Origin of the sequence: Pseudomonas cuatrocienegasensis (assembly GCF_900110925.1) — a bacterium.
Classification (GTDB): domain Bacteria; phylum Pseudomonadota; class Gammaproteobacteria; order Pseudomonadales; family Pseudomonadaceae; genus Aquipseudomonas; species Aquipseudomonas cuatrocienegasensis.
In genome coordinates, this window is the sequence record NZ_FOFP01000011.1 from 62,307 (window position 1) to 82,867 (window position 20,561).

Sequence of the window (20,561 nt, forward strand, 5' to 3'; positions counted from 1 at the left end):
CAGGGGATCGCGCGGCTGATGCTAGAGCTCTCGCCAAACTACTCGCTCGGCTTCTTCAACTTCGGATTGGGAAAAAACTGCACGGCCTGGACCTTGGGGTCGGCGGCCTTGGGTTTCAGGGCGCTGATATTGACTCGCGTCGGCAGCTCCTTGGGCACCGAATTGCCGCGCGCATCGAGGGTGTCGGCGTAACCGCAGCCCACGCATTCGCGGTGCGGCACGCCGTCTTCGTCCCACATCTGGATCTTGTCCATTTCGCTGCACGCCGGGCACACGGCACCGGCGATAAAGCGTCGCTTGCGCACCTCAGGACCTTCGCTCATGCGGCCTCCTGGCTCAGGCCGAGGTGGCGCAGCAGGGCGTCGATGCTTGGCTCACGGCCACGGAAGTCGACAAACAACACCATCGGTGCTTGCGAGCCGCCGCGCGCCAGAATCGCCTCGCGGAAGGCGCGGCCGGTGTCCGGGTTGAACACGCCTTCTTCCTCGAATTTGGAGAAGGCATCGGCGCTCAGCACTTCGGCCCATTTGTAGCTGTAGTAACCGGCCGCGTAACCGCCGGCGAAGATGTGCGCAAAGCTGTTGGGGAAGCGGTTGTAGGCCGGCGGGCGCAGCACCGAAACCTCGCTGCGGATGCTTTCGAGCACCTCCAGCACGCTGCGGCCGTCGCCGTGGGTAGCGTGCAGCTCGAAGTCGAACAGGCTGAACTCGACCTGGCGCACCATCATCAGGCCTGACTGGAAATTCTTCGCTGCCAGCATTTTCTCCAGCAGGTCCTGGGGCAGCGGCTCGCCGGTTTCATAGTGGCCGGAGATCAGCGCCAGGCCCTCGGGCTCCCAGCACCAGTTCTCCATAAACTGGCTTGGCAGCTCGACCGCATCCCAGGCCACGCCGTTGATGCCCGAGGCGCCGGCATGCTCAACGCGGGTCAGCAGGTGGTGCAGGCCGTGGCCGAACTCGTGGAACAGGGTGGTGACTTCATCGTGGGTCAGCAGCGCCGGCTTGCCGCCCACCGCTGGAGTGAAATTGCACACCAGGTTGGCCACCGGACTGATCAGCGCGCCATCGGCATCACGACGCTTGTCGCGCGCGCCGTCCATCCAGGCGCCGCCACGCTTATTGGCGCGGGCGTAGAGGTCGAAGAAGAAGCGCCCAACGTGCGCACCGTTTTCGGTGATCTCGAACAGGCGCACATCCGGGTGCCAGGTGTCGAAACCGGACAGTTCCTTGATCTGGATGCCGTAGAGCTTCTCGACCATGGCGAACAGGCCGCCGAGCACCTTGTCGATGGGGAAGTAGGCGCGCAGGATTTCCTGGGAAATGCTGTAGCGCTGCTCGCGCAGCTTCTCGCTGTAGTAGCCCACGTCCCAGCTTTGCAGGTCGCTACAGCCTTGCTCGGCGGCAAAGGCCTTGAGCTCGGCCAGGTCCTGGGCGGCGAACGGTTTGCCGCGCGCGCCTAGGTCACGCAAAAAGCTCAGCACCTGGTCGGTGTTCTCGGCCATTTTGCTGGCCAGGCTCAACTCGGCGTAATTGGCGAAGCCCAGCAGTTTGGCCAGCTCCTGGCGCAGGCCGAGGATTTCCAGCATCACCGGGCTGTTGTCGTTTTGCCCGGCGTTCGGCCCCTGGTCGGAGGCGCGGGTGCAGTAGGCGCTGTAGATTTCCTCGCGCAGGGCGCGGTCGTCGGCGTAGGTGATCACCGCGAAGTAGCTGGGGAACTCCAGGGTGATCAGCCAGCCGTCCAGGCCTTTGGCCTGCGCCGCCTGGGCCATCTGCGCCTTGGCCGAATCGGTCAGGCCGGCCAGGGCCGCTTCCTCGGTGACGTGCTTGCTCCAGGCCTGGGTGGCGTCGAGCAACTGGTTGGAGAACTTGCTGGCCAGCTCCGAGAGCTTCATCTGGATCTCGCCGTAGCGCTGCTGCTCGGCAGGCGGCAGGTCAATCCCGGAGAGGCGGAAGTCACGCAGCGCGTGTTCAAGAATGGTCGTCTGCGCCACATCGAAACCCGCAGCCGCCGGGCTCTGCGCCAGCGCCTGATAGGCCTGGAACAGCGCCTGGTTCTGGCCCAATTCGGTGTAATACGCCGACAGCTTGGGCAGGCAGGCCTCGTAGGCCGTGCGCAGCTCGGCGTTGTTGCACACCGCGTTGAGGTGGCTGACCGGGCTCCAGGCCTGGCCCAGGCGCGCGTTCATTTCATCCAGCGCCAGCACCAGGCCATCCCAGGTCGGCGTACCGGCATTGCGCTCGAGCAGGCCGGCGAGGGCGGCGCGGTTATCGGCGAGCACGGCATCCACCGCCGGCTCCACATGCTCGGGACGGATCGCGGAATAGGACGGCAGGTCAAAGGGTTGCAGCAGCGGATTGGTGGCAGTCACGGCAGGGCACCTATGGCGAATGGGTTGGCAGCTGGGACCCCAGACCGGCAGAAAGACTCCGGGGCAGGCTAAATAACGACGGGCTGTGGATAAAACAGCACTCATGGTCTGAACATGGGTGCCATCTTAATTACAATCAAGGCCTGACGCAGCTCAAGAGGTTCTATCGTGGCGATTCGTAGCTACCAGCAACATACCCCGCAACTGGGCGAACGGGCCTTTGTCGACGCTTCGGCCGTGGTCATCGGCGACGTGCACCTGGGCGATGACAGCTCGGTCTGGCCGCTGACGGTGATCCGTGGCGACATGCACCGCATCCGCATCGGCGCGCGCACCAGCGTGCAGGACGCCAGCGTGCTGCACATCACCCACGCCGGGCCATTCAACCCCGATGGCTACCCGCTCATCATCGGCGACGACGTGACCGTGGCGCACAAAGTGATGCTGCACGGCTGCACCCTGGGCAACCGCGTGCTGGTCGGCATGGGCAGCATCGTCATGGACGGCGCGGTGGTCGAAGACGACGTGATCATCGGTGCCGGCAGCCTGGTGCCGCCGGGCAAACGCCTGGAGAGCGGCTACCTGTACGTCGGCAGCCCGGTGAAACAGGCCCGCCCGCTGACCGACAAGGAGCGCGCTTTTTTCACCTACAGCGCCGCCAACTATGTACGGCTCAAGGACCAGCATCTGGCCGAGGGCTACGGCCAATGAGCGGCGCTGAGTTGACTATCCGCCCGATCACCGAGGCGGACTTCGAGCAGGTCTGGCCGATCATCCGCGACGTGGTGCAGGCTCAGGAAACTTACGCCTTCGACCCCAAGATGGACCGCGACACGGCCTGGCAAATCTGGGTCGAACTGCCGCGCGCCACCTTCGTCGCCGAGCGCGATGGGCAGATCCTCGGCACCTACTACATCAAAGCCAACGCCGCCGGCCCCGGCGACCATGTGTGCAACTGCGGCTATATGACCGCCCCCGCCGCCCGCGGCCAGGGCGTGGCGGGGCAACTCTGCGCACACTCGCTGCAGATTGCCCGCGAACTGGGCTTCAGCGCCATGCAATTCAATAGCGTGGTCGCGACCAACGAAGCCGCCGTGACGCTGTGGCAAAAGCACGGCTTCGCCATCGTCGGCACCCTGCCCAAAGCCTACCGCCACGCGCGGCATGGGTTGGTGGATTGTTATGTGATGTTCCGCAGTGTGGAGAGCGAGTAGCTGCGGCGGTTGCTTCTCGTAGGAGTCGCGCCCCGCGACGAATAGCAGCCATTCAGCGGTATAGCAGGCACGCCCAAAAGCTTCGCGCCGGGGCGGCGCTCCTACAGATATGCAACAACCTATTGGAACATCGCCAAGGCCCCTGATGAGGGAGGGAATAGCCTCATCCGATACCAGCTACGCGACGCCAACCGTTATCCTTGCGCCTTTCGTCAAGCGCTGGGACTCGTTTATGCACTACACCCATCTGTTGTTCGACCTCGATGGCACCCTGACCGACCCGCGCGAGGGCATTACCCGCTCGGTGCAGCATGCACTGGCGCAGTTGGGGATCGAGGAGCCGGAGCTGGCGGCGTTGGAGCATTTTATCGGGCCGCCACTGTTGCAGTGTTTTATGGCCACTTACGGGCTGGACGAGGCCACGGCCTGGCAGGCGGTGGGGCATTACCGGGAGCGTTTTAAGGTACTGGGCTTGTACGAGAATCGCGTGTTCGAGGGTATTCCCGCGTTACTGCAGCAGCTACAGGCCGAGGGCCGCACGCTGTATATCGCCACCAGCAAGCCCCAGGTGTTTGCCGAGGAGATTGCCCGGCACTTCGACTTTGCCCGCTACTTCACCCGTATCTATGGCAGTGAGCTGGACGGCACGCGCACCGACAAGGCCGAGCTGATTGCCTATTTGTTGGCGCAAGAAGGCTTGCCGGTGGCGGATACGCTGATGATCGGCGATCGCAAGCATGACCTGATCGGCGCACGGCGTAATGGTCTGCGCGCGATGGCGGTGGGCTATGGCTTTGGCAGTGTCGAGGAGTTGCAGGCCGAGGCGCCGGCCTACCATGTCAGCAGCCTGGCTGAACTGCGCCAGGCGCTGACGGCGCGTTAACGCGCGCTATTGTTCTGGTAGATGATTTTCTTGGTGCCGCCGTCGCAGCTGCCGACCACCATGCTTTCGTCCTCGACATCGTCGTTGGCGACGATTTCCAGGGTGTAGCTGGCAACGCCGGCGGACTGGATCTTCACTTCGATCTCGTCCTTGAGCGTCTCGCACGGCATGGGCGCCGCCAGAGCGGTGCTACCGAGCAAGCCCAGTACTGCGGCCAATGTCCATCTGTTCATATCTGCCTCCTTCACGTGGGCGCAATCGCCTCTGTTTGGACGCGCGCGGCGGGCTCGGAGTTCAGTCGCTGCAGCGCCTCTGTGCGCTGTGCCGCCGGCAGCTGGCCGAGGGCCTCGACCGCCTGATAAAAGCGTGCCCAGTCGCCATCGACCTGTGCGAAGAGCGCGGCGAAGGCATCCACCCAGCGGTCATACAGGCCGAAGGGCAGCAGCTTGGCGTTGTTCAGCGGGCCTTCGATCCAGGCGTCGTAGCGCCCTATGCCGCCCCAGTGCTGATCGCGCAGCTGGCGATAGTCCTGGCGCAGGCGGGCAAACACCTGTTGCTTGCCCTGCTCCATAGCCGCTGCCGGCAGGTCGCGGGCATACAAGGCCTGCAGTTCGCCACGGGCAGCCAGCACTAGGTCGATAAATTGCCGGCGCTGCGGGTCGGCCTCTAGGTCGCTGGGCGGCTGGCCGTTGGCCGCGCGCCACTGGCGCAGGCCCTGCTGCTCGACGAAGGTGGCGTAGGACTCGTTGAAGGCGGTGTCGTCGGCCACGTAGAGCTGCTGGTGAGCCAGCTCGTGGAAGATCACCGCGACCATGCGCGCCTCGCTCCAGCGCAACATAGTGTTGAGCAGCGGGTCGTCGAACCAGCCCAGGGTCGAGTAGGCCTCGACGCCGCCTATGTAGGTGTCCAGGCCCTGCTGTTGCAACAGCGCGGCGGCGCCGCGGGCACGGCCCTGTTGGTAATAGCCGCGGTAGGCCACACAACCGGCGATGGGGAAGCAGTGCAGCTGTGGTTCGAGGGAGTAGGCTGGCGTGGCGAACACGTTCCACACCACGAAGGGCCGACCCAGGTCGGCATACAGGCGGTAGCTGCGGTTATCCGGCAGGCCCAGCTCAGCGCTGGCGAAATCGCGCGCACGCTGGGCCAGGGCCAGGCGCTGAGCCAGTGCGGGGTCGGTATGCGGGTCGGCGAGCAGGCGCTCCACCGGCTGACGGGCATGCAGCAGTTGCCACTGGCCCTGGCCCAGATGGGCGTAGTAGTCCAGGGTGGAGCAGCCACTCAATAACAGGCCAAGCAGGGGAACCCAGTAAGCGCGCATGGAATCTACAATAGGGTTGAAGGTAGGCGGGGGCAGTGCCCAACCGAACGAGCACTGCCGACAAGTACCGCCACGCTACCCGATCCTAACCCCAGCATCCAAACCTGGATGTGTACCCAGGAGATTCTCCATGCGCGCGTACATGCTCGCCAGCTTGCTACTGCTGCTCGGCGGCTGCGCTTCGCCGCTGCCACCACCTGACCCGCAGCAAGCCTGGGTCAACCTGTATGCGCCGGCGGGGGAGCTGCTGATGGCCGACCGAGTGGACCGCCAACGTTGGCCGGACGGTCGCTATTTTCAGGTCAGCCCTGGACCCCATGACTTGCAGGTGCGCTTTCAGTTCGAGGTCAATCGTGGCGGTGGCCTGGGCATGAGTAGCGAACCGCTGGAGCTAACGTGTGAGATCCGCCTGCGCTATGCCGACTTCAAAGCCGGCCAGCGGTACCGCATCGAAGCGCGCTCGATGGCCATGTCGGCCCAGGCCTGGCTTTACGATGAGCAGCGCCAGGTGCTGACAAGGGGCAAGGTGCTGCGTTGCGGTACGGCGTATTGACGGCCCCTTCACCGGCTTGACTGAGAGGGGCCGGGCGGCGATCCGCTTAGGCTGCGACACTTGCAGCGCCTTGACGATTTATCGCGAATAAATTCGCTCCTACCGAAAGCGCCCGAGCGTTGTTGCCGCGACACTAGGCGCGCACAGGGCGCGCCTGTGAGCCGAATCAGCGACTCAAGCGTCGAGCGTGGCTTCCAGGGTGATGCTGGCGTTGAGCACCTTGGACACCGGGCAGCCATTCTTCGCGGTTTCCACCGCCTTCTCGAAGGCCGCGCGGTCAGCGCCAGGAATGCGCGCCTTGAGGGTCAGGTGCACGGCGGTGATGGCGAAGCCGCCGTCGGCTTTGTCCAGGGTGACTTCTGCCTGGGTGTCGATGGACTCGGCCGTCATACCGGCTTCGCCCAGCTCCTTGGACAGGGCCATGGAGAAGCAGCCAGCGTGTGCGGCGCCGAGCAGCTCTTCCGGGTTGGTGCCGGGCTGGTCTTCAAAGCGCGTGTTGAAACCGTAGGGGTTATCGCGCAGGGCGCCGCTCTGGGTGGAGATGGTGCCCTTGCCGTCTTTGATGCCGCCTTGCCAGTGGGCCGATGCTGTCTTTTTCATCTGATGGACTCCAAACGATGGGTGTACATCGTCTGAGGCCATGGCGCAGCACAAGTTCGGACTATCGTCCGCCTCAGCGTAGGCCAGCGACGATCTCGAAGGCGTGCAGACGGTCGGTGAAGTCGTAGAGGTCGCAGGTGAAGATCAGCTCGTCGGCGCCGGTCTGCTCCAGCAACACCTCCAGACGCGCGCGGACCTTCTCAGGCCCACCGACCACGGCCATGCCGAAGAAGCTGCCCACTGCCTCTTTCTCATGGGGCAACCACAGGCCCTGCATGCTCTCCACTGGAGGCTTCTGCACCAGGCTGTGGCCACGGATCAGCGCCAGGATGCGCTGGTAAGCCGAGGTCGCCAGGTATTCGGCCTGCTCGTCACTGTCGGCCGCCAGCAGCGGCACACCAAGCATCACGTAAGGCTTGTCGAGCACTGCCGAGGGTTTGAAGTGGTTGCGATACACGCGAATCGCCTCGTGCATGTAGCGCGGCGCAAAGTGCGAGGCAAAGGCATAGGGCAGGCCTTTCATGCCGGCCAGCTGGGCGCTGAACAGGCTGGAGCCGAGCAACCAGATCGGCACCTCGGTGCCGCTGCCAGGCATGGCGATGACCCGCTGGTTCGGCTGGCGCGGGCCGAGGTAGGCCTGCAGCTCTTCGACATCGGCAGGGAAGTCGTCGGCGCTGCCATCACGGCTGCGGCGCAGGGCGTGGGCGGTGTACTGATCGGCACCGGGCGCACGGCCCAGGCCCAGATCGATCCGCCCCGGATACAGCGTGGCCAGGGTGCCAAACTGCTCGGCCACCACCAGCGGCGCATGGTTGGGCAGCATGATGCCGCCCGAACCCAAACGAATCCGCGAGGTACCGGCCGCCAGGTAGCCCAGCAACACGGCCGTGGCCGAGCTGGCGATGCCATCCATATTGTGGTGCTCGGCCACCCAGAAACGGGTGAAGTCCAGGCGCTCGACATGCTGGGCCAACGCCAGGGAGTTGTGCAGCGCCTGGGCAGCGTTGCCGTCATCGCGGATCGGTGCCAGATCGAGGGTGGAAAAGCGGGTGTCTGCGAGTGCGCTCATGGGCCTGCCTTTGCTGCGAATCGGTGATGCGGGGAGCAACTGGCGTCTACTGGCCGACCGGCCAACGCCCTGAATACCCGACTTGAATACTCGGCCATTCTACGAAGTCACACCCCATCCGACCAGAAGGCACCCTTAGGTGCCCAGGCCACCTGGGGGTAAGTAACCCCCATTCGCCAAATAGCTCATTACTACCGGGTCAGGCGTGGTCGATGCGGAAACCAACCTTGAGGATGACCTGGTAGTGCGCCACTTTGCCGTCCTCAATATGGCCGCGGGTCTCGATAACCTGGAACCACTCCATCATTTTCACGCTCTTGGCGGCTTCGGCCAGGGCGTTGTTGATGGCTTCTTCGATGCTCACCGGCGAGGAGCCGACGAGGTCGATCAGTTTGTAGGTATGACTGGACATAAAGGGTCTCCCGTTCGCTAAAAGCCGTCCCGGCCGCTGCTGCGTCCCTGCCTGCGTGAGGCCGGCGCCGCGCGACAAAAGTTCAGCTCAAAGCAGCGCGTAACCACTCAGCCAGTTGCTCGGCGCGCTTATCCTGGCGCCGCGCGGGCACCAGCAGCACCAGGCGCGCCGGGGTTTCGACAAAGCCCCAGGGCGCGACCAGGCGCCCGCCGGCCAGGTCATCGGCCACCAGTTGCTGCGGTGCGATGGCCACGCCCAGGCCGGCGGCGGCCGCTTCCAGCAAGTAATAGAGATGCTCGAAACCCTGACCCAACTGCACATCCCGGGCGCTCAGCCCCTGGGCGACGGCCCAGCTTGGCCAGGCTTGGGGGCGCGATACGGTGTGCAGCAGCGGCTCGCCACACAACATGCGCGGTGACGCATCACGTAACCGCTCGAAGCCGGCATAGCGTGGGCTGAGCACCGGGCCGATGCATTCGGTAGCCAGCTCGAACACCTGCATGTCCGCCGGCCAGGGCGGCTCGGCGAATAGCAGGGTGGCATCCAGCCCTGGCCGACGCGGGTCCAGTTCACCTTCGCTGGCCGACAGCTGCAGGCGCAGCTCAGGCAGGGCCTGGTTGAGCCGGTCCAGCCGCGGAATAAACCAGCGCGCCAGCAAGCTGCCGGGGCAACCGAGCACGAACGGGCGGTCCTCGACCTGGCGCTTGAGGTCTACACAGACGCCACGCAGGCGGGCAAAGGCCTCGGCGGCGGCATCACGCAGGCGCAGACCGGCATCTGTGAGTTTAAGGCCGCGACCCTCGCGGGCGAACAGGGCAACCCCCAGGTGCTCCTCCAGCCCGCGAATCTGCCGGCTGACAGCGCCATGGGTCACGTGCAGTTCATCTGCCGCCAGGCTGACGCTGCCCAGGCGAGCGGCGACTTCAAAGGCGCGCAGGGCGTTAAGTGGCGGAAGGTCTTGGCTCATCTGTGAGTTTTCCTGACAGGTCGTGGCGATCTTATCGCTTTTGTCTGGCGCGCGGCAGCCTTATCCTGTGGGCATGGCTGGAGTACGGCTCATCCGCTCCAGCACCCTGTCCTCAAAGGAGAACGCCATGACTTCCTTCCGCGCTGGTCCTGATGCCAACGGCCTGTTCGGCTCGTTCGGCGGCCAATACGTCGCTGAAACCCTGATGCCGCTGATCCACGACCTGGCCGCCGAATACGAGAAGGCCAAGCTCGACCCTGAGTTCGAGAAGGAGCTGGCGTACTTCCAGCGTGATTTCGTCGGCCGTCCGAGCCCGCTGTACTTCGCCGAGCGCCTGACCGAGATGTGTGGCGGCGCGAAGATCTACTTCAAGCGCGAAGAGCTCAATCACACCGGCGCGCACAAGATCAACAACTGCATCGGCCAGGTCTTGCTGGCCAAGCGCATGGGTAAAAAACGTATCATCGCCGAGACCGGCGCCGGCATGCACGGCGTGGCCACCGCCACCGTCGCGGCGCGTTTCGGCATGGAGTGCGTAATCTTCATGGGCAGCACCGATATTCATCGGCAGAACGCCAACGTACTGCGCATGAAGCTGATGGGCGCCACCGTGATCCCTGTGGTCGCCGGCACCGGCACGCTGAAAGACGCAATGAACGAGGCCCTGCGCGACTGGGTGACCAACGTCGACACCACCTTTTACATGATCGGCACCGTGGCCGGCCCGCACCCGTATCCGGCGATGGTCCGCGACTTCCAGGCGGTGATCGGCAAGGAAACCCGCGACCAGATGCTCGCCCAGGAAGGCCGCCTGCCGGATAGCCTGATCGCCTGCATCGGCGGCGGCTCGAATGCCATCGGCCTGTTCCACCCCTTCCTCGATGACAAGGACGTGAAGATCATCGGCGTGGAAGCGGCCGGCCATGGCATCGAAACCGGCAAGCACGCCGCCAGCCTGAACGGCGGCGTACCGGGCGTGCTGCACGGCAACCGTACCTTCCTGCTGCAGAGCGACGATGGCCAGATCATCGACGCCCACTCGATTTCCGCTGGTCTGGACTACCCCGGCATCGGCCCGGAACACGCCTGGTTGCATGAAGTGGGCCGCGTTGAGTACACCTCGGTGACCGACACCGAAGCCCTCGAAGCCTTCCACATCTGCTGCCGCCAGGAGGGCATCATCCCGGCCCTGGAAACCGCTCACGCCCTGGCTGAAGTGTTCAAGCGTGCGCCGAACCTGCCCAAGGATCACCTGATGGTGATCAACCTCTCCGGGCGCGGCGACAAGGACATGCAAACCATCGTGCACCACATGGAACAACAGGAGAAGCACGCATGAGCCGCCTGCAGAGCCGCTTTGCCGAGCTGAAAGAACAGAACCGCGCCGCCCTGGTGACCTTCGTCACCGGCGGTGACCCGAACTACGACGCCTCCCTGGCGATCCTCAAGGGTCTGCCGGCGGCCGGTGCCGACGTGATCGAGCTGGGCATGCCGTTTACCGACCCGATGGCCGATGGCCCGGCGATCCAGCTGGCCAACATCCGCGCCCTGGACAACGGCCAGGACCTGGAGAAAACCCTGCAAATGGTCCGCGAGTTCCGCGAAGGCGAGCAGGTCACTCCGCTGGTGCTGATGGGCTACTTCAACCCCATCCACAAGTACGGCGTCGAGCGCTTTATCGCCGAAGCCGTGGCCTCGGGCGTTGATGGCCTGATCATCGTCGACCTGCCGCCGGAGCATAACGCCGACCTCTGCGACCCCGCCCAGGTCGCGGGCCTGGACTTTATTCGTCTGACCACTCCGACCACCGATGACAAGCGCCTGCCCAAGGTGCTCAACGGCAGCTCGGGCTTCGTCTACTACGTCTCGGTGGCCGGCGTAACCGGTGCCGGCTCGGCGACCCTGGAGCATGTCGAACAGGCCGTGACCCGCCTGCGCCGCCACACCGACCTGCCGCTGTGCATCGGCTTCGGCATCCGCACCCCGGAGCATGCGGCAACCATCGCCCGCCTGGCCGATGGTGTGGTGGTCGGCTCGGCGCTTATCGACCAGATCGCCAGTGCCGAGAACGACGAGGCCGCCGTCGACGGCGTGCTGACCCTGGTCGCGGCGTTGGCTGAAGGTGTGCGTAACGCCCGCGCCTGATAGCACCTGCCCGTAACCAAAACGCCCCGACCGGCTAGCCGATCGGGGCGTTTTGCATACGGCACGTAGCCTGGGGCGAGCGAAGCGACACCCGGGACACTCTTCCCGGGTATCGCGGTGCTCAACCCAGGCTACCCACTACTGCGCGGCTTGCAAGCGGCGCTCTGCCTGTTTCTGCTGGCGGTAGCTGATGGCGGCTGCCGGCACCGGGGTGATGGCGCCGGTTTCCAGCCAGCGCTTGAGGCGGTTGGCGTCGGCCATGTGGGTGTACTTGCCAAACGCATCGAGCACCACAAAGGCCACCGGGCGATTATCCATCACGGTGCGCATCACCAGGCAGTGCCCAGCGGCGTTGGTGAAGCCGGTCTTGGTCGCCTGCACCGACCAGTTCGGCTTGCGTACCAGCGCGTTGGTGTTGCGAAAACCCAGGGTGTAATTGGGCTTGCGAAAAGCCACGGTCTTTTCCGGGGTCGCACTCATCTGGCTGAGCAGCGGGTATTGCTGGGTGGCGCGCACCAGGCGTACCAGGTCGTTGGCGGTGGACACGTTGCGCTCCGACAGCCCGGTGGGCTCGACAAAGTGCGAACGCGTCATGCCGAGGGCCTTGGCCTTGGCATTCATCGCTGCAATAAACGCCTTGTGCCCGCCGGGGTAGTGATGCGCCAAACTCGCCGCCGCACGGTTTTCCGAGGACATCAGCGCCAGCAACAGCATGTCGCGACGGCTGACCTCGCTGCCCACCCGCACGCGGGAGAACACGCCCTGCATCTCGTGGGTGTCACGGATCACGATTGGCAATTGATCATCGAGCGGCAGCTTGGCGTCCAGGGCGACCATCGCGGTCATCAGCTTGGTCACCGAGGCAATCGGCACCTGCACATCGGGGTTGCTGGAATACAGCACGTCCCCGCTTTTCAGATCGACCAGCAGGGCGCTGCCAGCAGCCAACTCCTGATGGGCTGGTGCCTTGTTCGCGGCCAAGGCGAGCGGGACGATAAGTGCGCTGCTGCAGGCCAGCACGAAACAGGCGAGGGAATGGCGAATATTCACAGGGCGATTCACTGACAAAATGGAAAGGAACGAGGCGGGCCTCGGTGCGCGCAGTATACGGAATTGCGCGGCCGAACCTGCAGAGCCAATGCAGGTCCACCCATCGGTAATTGCGCAGCTCGCGTACCCTAATACCCAGGAGCATCAATGCCCTTCGACCACCTGCACCACGTCGCCATCATCTGCTCGGACTACCCGCGTGCTCGGCACTTTTACACCCAGGTGCTCGGCCTGCCGATCATTACCGAGACCTACCGCGCCGAGCGCGACTCCTGGAAGCTCGACCTGCGCCTGGGCAATGGCCAATTGGAGCTGTTCAGCTTCCCCGAGGCGCCGCCACGGCCTTCCTACCCGGAGGCCTGCGGTCTTCGCCACCTGGCATTTGCCGTCGCGGATCTGGAGTCAGGTATCGCGGAACTGGTCGCGCACGGCGTGCCCTGCGAGGCGGTCCGGGTCGACGCACTGACCGGCAAGCGTTTCACCTTCTTCAGCGACCCCGATGGCCTGCCGCTGGAGCTGTACGAGCGCACGTAGCCGAGTCGCTGCAAATCAGTTCGCACCTCTGCGCCAGGGCAGGGTCTACGCTTGTACATCCCATCAACCTGGAGCGACTTCCATGCGCAAATTATCCGACCTCGCCGCCACCTCGCGCGCCGATATTGAACAGGAAATCGACACCCTGACCCGTGCCCTGGAGCAGCTGCGCAAACGCGCCGGGCATGACTCGCACGAAGGCTTCAGCCGCTTGCGTGACCGCGCTGGCCGCCTGCTGCATGACTCCCTGGACGGCTGGGAAGATACCTATGGCGAGCTTTCGCGCACCTCCCGCGAACTCAGCCGTGCCGCCAGCGAACGCGTACGCGAGCGCCCGGTGACCAGCGTGGCCATCGGCCTCGGTGTGGTCGCACTGATTGGCTGGCTGGTCAGCCGCCGCTGATGCTCGGCGCCTCGCGCCACCTGCTCGGGGCGCTGCTGCTGGCGCCGCTGGGTGTAGCTCAGGCGGAAGGCCCGACAGCGGCCGGCCTTGATCTGCTGGTCGGCAGCTACGGCGCCGGCATTCATCACCTGCGCTTCGCCACCGATAGCGGCCAGCTAAGTGCGCCGCGCCTCCTGGCCGCGGCGCCCAATCCGTCCTGGCTGGTGCTCGCTGCCGACAGTCGGCACCTGTATGCAGTCAATGAGAATGGTGCCGGCGACCAGCAGCCGCTGGGCCAGGTCAGCGCCTATCGCCTGAGTGACAAGGGTGTGGAGCTGCAGCTGCTTAGCCGCGTTGCCAGTCGGGGCGACCACCCGACCCATGCGCGCCTCAGCGCCGATGGCGATTTTTTGTTCGTCGCCAACTATGCCGTGACACCCCAGGGGTCTCTGGCAGTGCTGCCAGTGTTGCAGGATGGCGCGCTCGGCCCACCCAGGCAGGTGCTCGCCAGTGCACATACGCTGGGGCCTGGGCAAGACCCGCAACGCCAGACCTCCAGCCATGTGCATGCTGCCGTGCCGAGCCCTGACGGCGAGTTCGTGTTTGCCGCCGACCTGGGCCAGGATCGCCTGTACCGCTACCGCTATGACCCCACGCAAGCACAGCAGCCACTGCAACCCGCAGACCCGGCCTGGCTGGCGCTGCCGGCCGGCAGCGGGCCACGCCACCTGGTATTCAGCCAAGATGCGCGTTTTGCCTACCTGACCCTGGAGCTCAGCGGCCAGGTCATGCAGCTCGCCTATGAACAGGGCCACTTGCGCCCGCTGCAAACCCTGGATCTGGCCCCGGCCGACTTTCACGGTGAACAGGGCGCCGGGGCGTTGCACCTGTCTGCCGACGGGCGCTTCTTGCAGGTGATCAACCGTGGCGATGACAACCACCTGAGCGTGTTCGCCGTCGATCCCGCCACCGGCAGTCTCAACCTGCAACAACGGGTCGCCACCGGCAGCCGGCAGACCCGCGAGTTCGCTCTGAGCCCCGATGGGCGCTTCTTGCTGCTGGCCAACCAGGCGGCCAACGAGCTGCGCGTCCTGCCCCGCAACCCGCAGAGCGGGCAACTCGGCGCGGCCATTCAGCGTGTCGCGCTGGAAGCACCGTCAGCGCTGCTGTTTCTTCCGGAGCAGCGATGAAAAACGCAGAAACGCCGGTCTTCAAAGTCGGCCTGATCGGTGCACTCAGTAACCTCGGCGCCGCCCTGCGGCATGAGCTGCTCAGCCGCCAGCATGAGGTGGTCGCCCTGGTCGGCGACCTCAACGCCCTGCAGGCGCGCCCCGGCCAACACTGCAAGTTGTGCGACCCCTTCGATGCCCTGAGTATCAGCGAAGCGGCCGCCGGTCTGGATGTGTTGATCTGTGTTTATCCAGGCGACGTATCCGAGCGCATCGACGTCAGCCTGAGTGACGCAATTGTCGCCTTGTCGCTTGGCCTGCCGCGAGCAAGCGTGAGGCGTCTGCTGTTGGTCGCCGATTTCGATCGCGACGACCCCGACGAGCAGGCGCGTAACCAGCTGCTGGCCTGTACAGATGTGGTCTGGACCCTGGTGCAAGCACCGACCGGTGCCGATACGCCAGGGCGTCTGGAGGATTTCATCAACCAGCCGCTGAGCGATCACCACCAGCGTCTGCTAGGTGTGGCCGGCGGCATCCTCGACGAAGCGCGGCTGGATAACCATGTGCGCGAACTTATCCGTTTTCGTGGCTGAGCAGCGGCGCCTCGCGGTGCAACTCTTCCTGCAACCAAGTCACAAATAGCTGAGTCAGCCGCTGTCGCCGTTTGCGCTCGGGCAGCACCACGTAATAGCCAAACGGCGAATGCACGCTGCCTGCGCACACCGGCACCAGCAGGCGCTGCGCCAGCAGGTCGTCGACCAGATGCCGCCAGCCGATGGCCACGCCCTGGCCGGCAATCGCCGCCTGAATCAGCAGGGTGTAGTTGTCGAAACGCAAGGTGCCAGCCGGCGGCGTCTCGCTCAGGCCCAGCTCGCTGAACAGCCCAGCCCAGTCGAACCAGCGCGAGCGACTCTCCGGGCGCAGGTGCAACAACGGCAGGCTGCTCAGCAGGCTGGCCGGCGCGGGCAGGGCGTAGCCCGCCATCAGGTGGGGGCTGGCCACGGCGAAGACTTCTTCATGGAACAGCAGGTGCGCCTGGCCGTGCTTGAAGCGGCCATCGCCAAAGCCAATGGCCACATCGATCTCGGCGGCGAGCACACCCAGGGCGCGCTCGCTGGTCACCAGGCTGACATCGATCTCCGGGTGGCGCTGGTGAAAACGCTGCAGCCGCGGCATCAGCCAATAGGCGGCAAAGGCGAAGTCGGTCGCCACCTGCAGCACCTCATGCTGCTGCGTGGCCTGCACCGCGGCCAGGCCGGCATCCAGGGTTTCCAGACCATCCTGCACGTAGCGCAGCAGCAGTTCGCCGGCCTCGGTCAAGGCAATGCCCCGGTGCACGCGGTCGAACAGCCGCGTGCTCAGTTGCTGCTCGAGGCGCTTGATCTGCTGGCTGATTGCCGGCTGGGTGCTGCCGTGCTCCAGGGCGGCGGCAGTAAAGCTCAGCTGCCGCGCGGCCGATTCAAAAATCCGCAAGGCATCCAGGGACAGGCTACCGAGGCGTTTAATCATAAGTTCTACTTATCCAAGGCATGTCGCGCACCGGGGTTTACCACACCCAGCATGCACAGGATGATCGAGGCAGCACTGTCGCATAACTATTAAGTATGGAAAACAGGCGACCCATGAAGCGTCCGAACATTCTTTTTATCATGGCCGACCAGATGGCCGCGCCGCTCCTGCCCCTGCATGACCCGGCCTCGCCGATCAAGATGCCCAACCTGATGGGCCTGGCAAAAGACGCCGTGGTATTCGACGCCGCCTACTGCAACAGCCCGCTGTGTGCGCCCTCGCGGTTCAGCCTGGTCAGCGGCCAGCTGCCGAGCCAGATCGGCGCCTATGACAACGCCGCCGACTTCCCCGCCGATGTACCGACCTACGCCCATTACCTGCGCCGCCTCGGCTACCGCACCGCGCTGTCGGGCAAGATGCACTTCTGCGGCCCGGACCAGTTGCATGGCTACGAAGAGCGCCTGACCAGCGACATCTACCCGGCCGACTACGGCTGGGCGGTGAACTGGGACGAACCGGACGTGCGCGCCAGCTGGTACCACAACATGTCCTCGGTGCTGCAGGCCGGCCCCTGCGTGCGCACCAACCAGCTCGACTTTGACGAAGAGGTGGTGTTCAAGGCCCAGCAGTACCTCTACGACCATGTGCGCGTGACGCCGGATCAGCCGTTCTGCCTGACCGTGTCGATGACCCACCCGCATGACCCCTACACCATCCCCGAGGAATACTGGAATCGCTACCGCGATGAGGATATTCCGCTGCCGCGCCAGCTGATCGACCAGGCCGCGCAGGACCCCCACTCTCAGCGCCTGCTCAAGGTCATCGACCTGTGGGACAAGCCGCTGCCCGAGCAGAAGATCCGCGATGCGCGCCGCGCCTACTTCGGCGCCTGTAGCTATATCGACGACAACATCGGCAAACTGCTGAAGACCCTCAAGGACTGCAAGCTGGCCGACGACACCCTTATCGTGTTTTCCGGCGACCACGGCGACATGCTGGGCGAGCGTGGCCTCTGGTACAAAATGCACTGGTTCGAGATGGCCGCCCGCGTGCCATTGCTGGTGCATGCGCCCAAGCAATTCGCCGCGCAGCGGGTCAGCCAATCGGTGTCTACCATCGACCTGCTGCCGACCCTGGTGGAGCTGGCCGGCGGTCAGGTCGAGCCGGGCCTGGCGCTGGATGGCCGCTCGCTACTGGCGCACCTGCAAGGCCGCGATGGGCATGACGAAGTGCTCGGCGAATACATGGCCGAAGGCACCACCAGTCCGCTGATGATGATTCGCCGTGGCGAATGGAAATTTATCTACAGCGAAGAAGACCCGCTGCTGCTGTTCAACGTCGCCAATGATCCGCAGGAGCGCGAGAACCTGGCGCTGTCGCCGGATCATCGCGAGCAGCTCGCCGCCTTCCTTACGGAGGCCCGCAGCCGCTGGGACATGCCGGCGATCCACCGCGCCACCCTGGCCAGCCAGCGTCGCCGCCGGCTGGTTGATGAGGCGTTGACCCAAGGCACCCGCAAGAGCTGGGATCACCAGCCGATGGTCGATGCCAGCGAGCAGTACATGCGCAACCACATCGACCTTGATGACCTGGAGCGCCGCGCCCGTTTTCCCCAACCGTGACGTCGCGCGCCCGGTGACCCGGCGGCAAACCGCGGGAACCTGGCGCGCTCACCTGCGTCGCATAGCCTGCCAGACCAATAAACTCTAAAAGGAACTAGGCATGAAGACATTCAAAACGGCCGTCGCAGGCGGCCTGCTCCTGGCCACCACAGCCGCCTTCCAGGCCCACGCCGAAGACGCCAGCTGCGCCACGGTAAAACTCGGCGACCCGGGCTGGAGCGATATCGCCGTGACCAACGGCATCGCCAGCTTTCTGCTCGACGGCCTCGGCTACAAGGCGCAGACCTCGACCCTGGCCGTGCCGATCATCTTCGCCGGCCTGCAAAAGGGCCAGGTGGATGTGTTTCTCGGCAACTGGATGCCGGCCCAGCAGGCCAACTACGACAAGTTCGTCGCCAGCGGTGAAATCGACCAACTGGTAGAAAACCTCAGCGGCACCGAGTACACCCTGGCCGTACCGGCCTACGCCTATGACGCCGGGGTGAAAACCTTTGCTGACCTGGATGCCAATGCCGACAAGTTCGGCAAAAAGATCTACGGCATCGGCTCGGGGGCCCCGGCCAACGAGTCGATCAAGACCATGATCGACGGCGATGAATTCGGCCTGGGTGATTGGCAACTGGTCGAATCCAGCGAGCAGGCGATGCTGGTGCAGGTCGGCCGCGCGGTGAAGCGTGATCAGTACGTGGTATTCCTCGGCTGGACCCCGCACCCGATGAACGTGCAGTACGACATGCGCTACCTCAAGGGCGGCGAGAAGTACTTTGGCGACAGCGGCAGCGTCAACACCCTGGCCCGCAAAGGCTATGCCGCGCAATGCCCGAACGTCGGCACGCTGCTCACCAACCTGACCTTCACCCAGGAGATGGAGAACGCCATCATGGACCAGGTGCTGAGCAAGCAGGCGAGCAACGACCAGGCGATCAAGGCCTGGCTGCAGGCTAACCCGCAGGTGCTCGACGGCTGGCTCAAGGGCGTGAAAACCCGCGATGGCGGCGACGGCCTGGCCGCGATCAAGGCAAGGCTGTAACCTCGGGGCACTGTCCATGCTACCCGCTGCGCTGGTGAAGGCGCGGGCAGCGGCCACCTGAACCAAGCGAGATTGCATGCCTCTGCCCAGCCGTCAGACCCTCTTACCCTTCCTGCGCTGGCTGCCCAACGTCAGCCGCGGCAGCCTGGGCAAGGACCTGCTGGTCGGCCTGACGGGGGCCGTATTGGCGCTGCCGCAGTCGATCGCCTACGCCCTGATCGCCGGCTTGCCCGCCGAATACGGCCTGTATGCGGCCATCGTGCCGGTGATCATCGCCTGCCTGTGGGGCTCGTCCTGGCACCTGATCGGTGGGCCGACAGCGGCTATCTCCATCGTTCTGTTCACCAGCGTCAGCCCCCTGGCTGCGCCTGGCAGCGAGGCCTTTATCGCCCTGGTGCTGCTGCTGACCTTTCTCGCCGGGCTGTTCCAGTGGCTGCTCGGCCTGCTGCGCTTCGGCGCCCTGGTCAACTTCGTTTCGCAGTCGGTGATCCTCGGTTTCACCCTGGGCGCGGCGGTGGTGATCGCCCTCGGCCAGGTGCCGAATCTGCTCGGCATCGACCTGCAAAGCCAAGCCACCGCCTTGACCACGCTGCTGGAGATCGGCCGCCACCTGGGCGATATCGACCTCGCTGCCCTGGGCCTGGCCGCCTTGACCCTGGCCGTCTGCCTGCTCAGCCGCCGCCTGTGGCGCCGTGGCCCAGCGCTGCTAGTGGGCCTGACGGCCGGCAGCCTGGCGGTGCTCGCGCTGCCCGGTGTATTCAGCACCGTGGCACTGGTCAGCGCTTTCACCGGCCAGCTACCGCCGTTCACCCTGCTGAGCTTCGATTTGAGCGATATCCTCGCGCTGCTGCCGGCGGCCGTCGCCTGCGGCATGCTCGGTCTGGTCACCAGCCTGTCGATTGCCCGGGCCCTGGCGCGCACCTCGCAGCAGTTTCTCGACGCCAACCAGGAGGTGCGCGCCCAGGGTCTGTCCAACCTGATCGGCCCCTGGTTCGCCGGCTCGTTGTCGGCCGGCTCCTTCACCCGCTCGGCGCTGAACCTGCAAGCCGGGGCGCGCTCGCCCTTGGCTGGGGTGTTTTCCGCACTGATGGTCGCCGTATTCGCCTTGTTCGGCGCCAGCCTGATATCCCATATCCCGCTGCCGAGCATGGCGGCGGTGATCCTGCTGATCTGCTGGGGGCTGGTCGACAGCGACGGCGTGCGCGCGCTCTACCGGGTCAGCCGTTCAGAGTTTCTGGTGATGCTGCTGACCCTACTGGCCACCTTGCTACTGGAGCTGCAGGCGGCGATTTATGCGGGCGTGCTGGCCTCGTTGTTCTTCTACCTCAAGCGCACCTCGCAGCCACGGGTAAAGTTCTGGCAGGACGGCGACGAGGAGGTGCTGCGCATCGAGGGCTCGATCTTCTTCGGTGCCTGCGCCTATCTGCAGCAGTTGATCCAGCGCAGCAAGGGCAAGCGGGTGATCATCGACGCGCACCACGTCAACTTCATCGATTACGCCGGTGTGGAGATGCTGCACCAGGAGGCGCGTCGCCTCGCCGGGCAGCAGCGTGAGCTGGTGCTGCGCCGCGCACGCCCCCAGGTGATCGAGGAGCTGCACAAGCTCGAAGGCGCCGAGCAGTGCCCGGTGCGGTTTGAGGAGTAGGGCGCGTCAATCAGGAAATGCCAGTTCAATGCCAGGCGGTAAGGCACGCTGCGCGTTCAACGCCCGTCGCGGCTAAAGCCCCTCCTACAGA

23 protein-coding genes are annotated in these 20,561 nt (G+C 64.9%); 13 read left to right on the forward strand and 10 right to left on the reverse strand.

The window, feature by feature from the left end:
- Positions 1-38: 38 nt before the first annotated feature.
- Positions 39-323 (reverse strand): YheV family putative zinc ribbon protein, encoded by a 285-nt coding sequence (locus tag BMW49_RS15625; protein ID WP_069521609.1) that lies wholly within the window; start codon positions 321-323, stop codon positions 39-41.
- Positions 320-2,368 (reverse strand): oligopeptidase A, encoded by a 2,049-nt coding sequence (prlC, locus tag BMW49_RS15630; RefSeq protein ID WP_069521611.1) that lies wholly within the window; start codon positions 2,366-2,368, stop codon positions 320-322. The genes BMW49_RS15625 and prlC overlap by 4 nt, the downstream gene beginning before the upstream one ends.
- A gap of 168 nt (positions 2,369-2,536) precedes the next feature.
- Here prlC and BMW49_RS15635 point away from each other — a divergent pair, with 168 nt between their 5' ends.
- The 3 genes from BMW49_RS15635 (at position 2,537) to BMW49_RS15645 (ending at position 4,465) form a co-directional block, all read left to right on the forward strand.
- On the forward strand, positions 2,537-3,079 hold the full coding sequence (locus BMW49_RS15635; RefSeq protein WP_069521613.1) for a gamma carbonic anhydrase family protein: 543 nt from the start codon (positions 2,537-2,539) through the stop codon (positions 3,077-3,079).
- A complete protein-coding gene (locus BMW49_RS15640; protein ID WP_069521615.1) occupies positions 3,076-3,582 on the forward strand; it encodes a GNAT family N-acetyltransferase in 507 nt (168 codons plus the stop codon). Before BMW49_RS15635 ends, BMW49_RS15640 begins: the two co-directional genes overlap by 4 nt.
- Before the next feature lie 232 nt (positions 3,583-3,814).
- Positions 3,815-4,465 carry an HAD family hydrolase gene (locus tag BMW49_RS15645; RefSeq protein WP_069521617.1) on the forward strand — a complete coding sequence of 217 codons (651 nt, stop codon included), beginning with the start codon at positions 3,815-3,817 and terminating at the stop codon, positions 4,463-4,465.
- Here the strand turns inward: BMW49_RS15645 and BMW49_RS15650 are convergent.
- Together BMW49_RS15650 and BMW49_RS15655 are read right to left on the reverse strand one after the other, a co-directional pair.
- On the reverse strand, positions 4,462-4,698 hold the full coding sequence (locus tag BMW49_RS15650) for a DUF1161 domain-containing protein (protein WP_069521619.1): 237 nt from the start codon (positions 4,696-4,698) through the stop codon (positions 4,462-4,464). The genes BMW49_RS15645 and BMW49_RS15650 overlap by 4 nt on opposite strands.
- Positions 4,699-4,709: 11 nt before the next feature.
- Complete coding sequence (locus BMW49_RS15655; RefSeq protein WP_069521621.1) at positions 4,710-5,783, reverse strand: aminopeptidase; 1,074 nt, start codon at positions 5,781-5,783, stop codon at positions 4,710-4,712.
- Between the two features lie 130 nt (positions 5,784-5,913).
- Between BMW49_RS15655 and BMW49_RS15660 the strand changes: the two genes are divergently transcribed.
- Positions 5,914-6,336, forward strand: a complete 423-nt coding sequence (locus tag BMW49_RS15660; RefSeq protein WP_069521624.1) for a PA0061/PA0062 family lipoprotein — start codon at positions 5,914-5,916, stop codon at positions 6,334-6,336.
- A gap of 174 nt (positions 6,337-6,510) precedes the next feature.
- On the opposite strand, the gene BMW49_RS15665 is transcribed toward BMW49_RS15660, so the two are convergent.
- The 4 genes from BMW49_RS15665 to BMW49_RS15680 all read right to left on the reverse strand — a co-directional run bounded on the left by BMW49_RS15665 (position 6,511) and on the right by BMW49_RS15680 (position 9,384).
- Positions 6,511-6,936 carry an OsmC family protein gene (locus BMW49_RS15665; RefSeq protein ID WP_069521626.1) on the reverse strand — a complete coding sequence of 142 codons (426 nt, stop codon included), beginning with the start codon at positions 6,934-6,936 and terminating at the stop codon, positions 6,511-6,513.
- Between the two features lie 73 nt (positions 6,937-7,009).
- Entirely contained in the window at positions 7,010-8,005 is a 996-nt protein-coding gene (locus tag BMW49_RS15670) for an LLM class flavin-dependent oxidoreductase (protein ID WP_069521628.1), read from the reverse strand.
- A gap of 199 nt (positions 8,006-8,204) precedes the next feature.
- Positions 8,205-8,417, reverse strand: coding sequence for a dodecin (locus BMW49_RS15675; protein WP_069521630.1), 213 nt, complete (start codon positions 8,415-8,417; stop codon positions 8,205-8,207).
- 82 nt (positions 8,418-8,499) lie between these two features.
- Entirely contained in the window at positions 8,500-9,384 is an 885-nt protein-coding gene (locus BMW49_RS15680; protein WP_069521632.1) for a LysR family transcriptional regulator, read from the reverse strand.
- A 127-nt stretch (positions 9,385-9,511) separates the two neighbouring features.
- Between BMW49_RS15680 and trpB the strand changes: the two genes are divergently transcribed.
- Both trpB and trpA read left to right on the forward strand, forming a co-directional pair.
- Entirely contained in the window at positions 9,512-10,723 is a 1,212-nt protein-coding gene (gene trpB / locus BMW49_RS15685) for a tryptophan synthase subunit beta (protein WP_069521634.1), read from the forward strand.
- Positions 10,720-11,529 (forward strand): tryptophan synthase subunit alpha, encoded by an 810-nt coding sequence (gene trpA, locus BMW49_RS15690; protein ID WP_069521636.1) that lies wholly within the window; start codon positions 10,720-10,722, stop codon positions 11,527-11,529. Before trpB ends, trpA begins: the two co-directional genes overlap by 4 nt.
- A 138-nt stretch (positions 11,530-11,667) precedes the next feature.
- On the opposite strand, the gene pbpG is transcribed toward trpA, so the two are convergent.
- Positions 11,668-12,579: a D-alanyl-D-alanine endopeptidase gene (gene pbpG, locus BMW49_RS15695; protein WP_069521638.1), complete on the reverse strand. Its 912-nt coding sequence runs from the start codon at positions 12,577-12,579 to the stop codon at positions 11,668-11,670.
- A 147-nt stretch (positions 12,580-12,726) separates the two neighbouring features.
- On the opposite strand from pbpG, the gene gloA2 reads away from it, so the two are divergent.
- The 4 genes from gloA2 (at position 12,727) to BMW49_RS15715 (ending at position 15,257) form a co-directional block, all read left to right on the forward strand.
- Positions 12,727-13,113 (forward strand): SMU1112c/YaeR family gloxylase I-like metalloprotein, encoded by a 387-nt coding sequence (gene gloA2, locus BMW49_RS15700; protein ID WP_069521640.1) that lies wholly within the window; start codon positions 12,727-12,729, stop codon positions 13,111-13,113.
- Between the two features lie 82 nt (positions 13,114-13,195).
- Positions 13,196-13,516, forward strand: a complete 321-nt coding sequence (locus tag BMW49_RS15705) for an ElaB/YgaM/YqjD family protein (RefSeq protein WP_069521642.1) — start codon at positions 13,196-13,198, stop codon at positions 13,514-13,516.
- Complete coding sequence (locus BMW49_RS15710; protein WP_069521644.1) at positions 13,516-14,685, forward strand: lactonase family protein; 1,170 nt, start codon at positions 13,516-13,518, stop codon at positions 14,683-14,685. Before BMW49_RS15705 ends, BMW49_RS15710 begins: the two co-directional genes overlap by 1 nt.
- Positions 14,682-15,257, forward strand: a complete 576-nt coding sequence (locus tag BMW49_RS15715; RefSeq protein WP_069521646.1) for an NAD(P)-dependent oxidoreductase — start codon at positions 14,682-14,684, stop codon at positions 15,255-15,257. Before BMW49_RS15710 ends, BMW49_RS15715 begins: the two co-directional genes overlap by 4 nt.
- On the opposite strand, the gene BMW49_RS15720 is transcribed toward BMW49_RS15715, so the two are convergent.
- Complete coding sequence (locus BMW49_RS15720; RefSeq protein ID WP_069521648.1) at positions 15,238-16,173, reverse strand: choline sulfate utilization transcriptional regulator; 936 nt, start codon at positions 16,171-16,173, stop codon at positions 15,238-15,240. The two genes, BMW49_RS15715 and BMW49_RS15720, sit on opposite strands and share 20 nt — an antisense overlap.
- A gap of 113 nt (positions 16,174-16,286) precedes the next feature.
- Between BMW49_RS15720 and betC the strand changes: the two genes are divergently transcribed.
- From betC to BMW49_RS15735, 3 genes are all read left to right on the forward strand, one after another.
- On the forward strand, positions 16,287-17,795 hold the full coding sequence (gene betC / locus BMW49_RS15725; protein ID WP_069521650.1) for a choline-sulfatase: 1,509 nt from the start codon (positions 16,287-16,289) through the stop codon (positions 17,793-17,795).
- Positions 17,796-17,895: 100 nt separating this feature from the next.
- Entirely contained in the window at positions 17,896-18,825 is a 930-nt protein-coding gene (gene choX, locus BMW49_RS15730; RefSeq protein WP_083251830.1) for a choline ABC transporter substrate-binding protein, read from the forward strand.
- Positions 18,826-18,901: 76 nt separating this feature from the next.
- Positions 18,902-20,470, forward strand: coding sequence for a SulP family inorganic anion transporter (locus tag BMW49_RS15735; protein ID WP_069521652.1), 1,569 nt, complete (start codon positions 18,902-18,904; stop codon positions 20,468-20,470).
- Positions 20,471-20,561 lie beyond the last annotated feature (91 nt).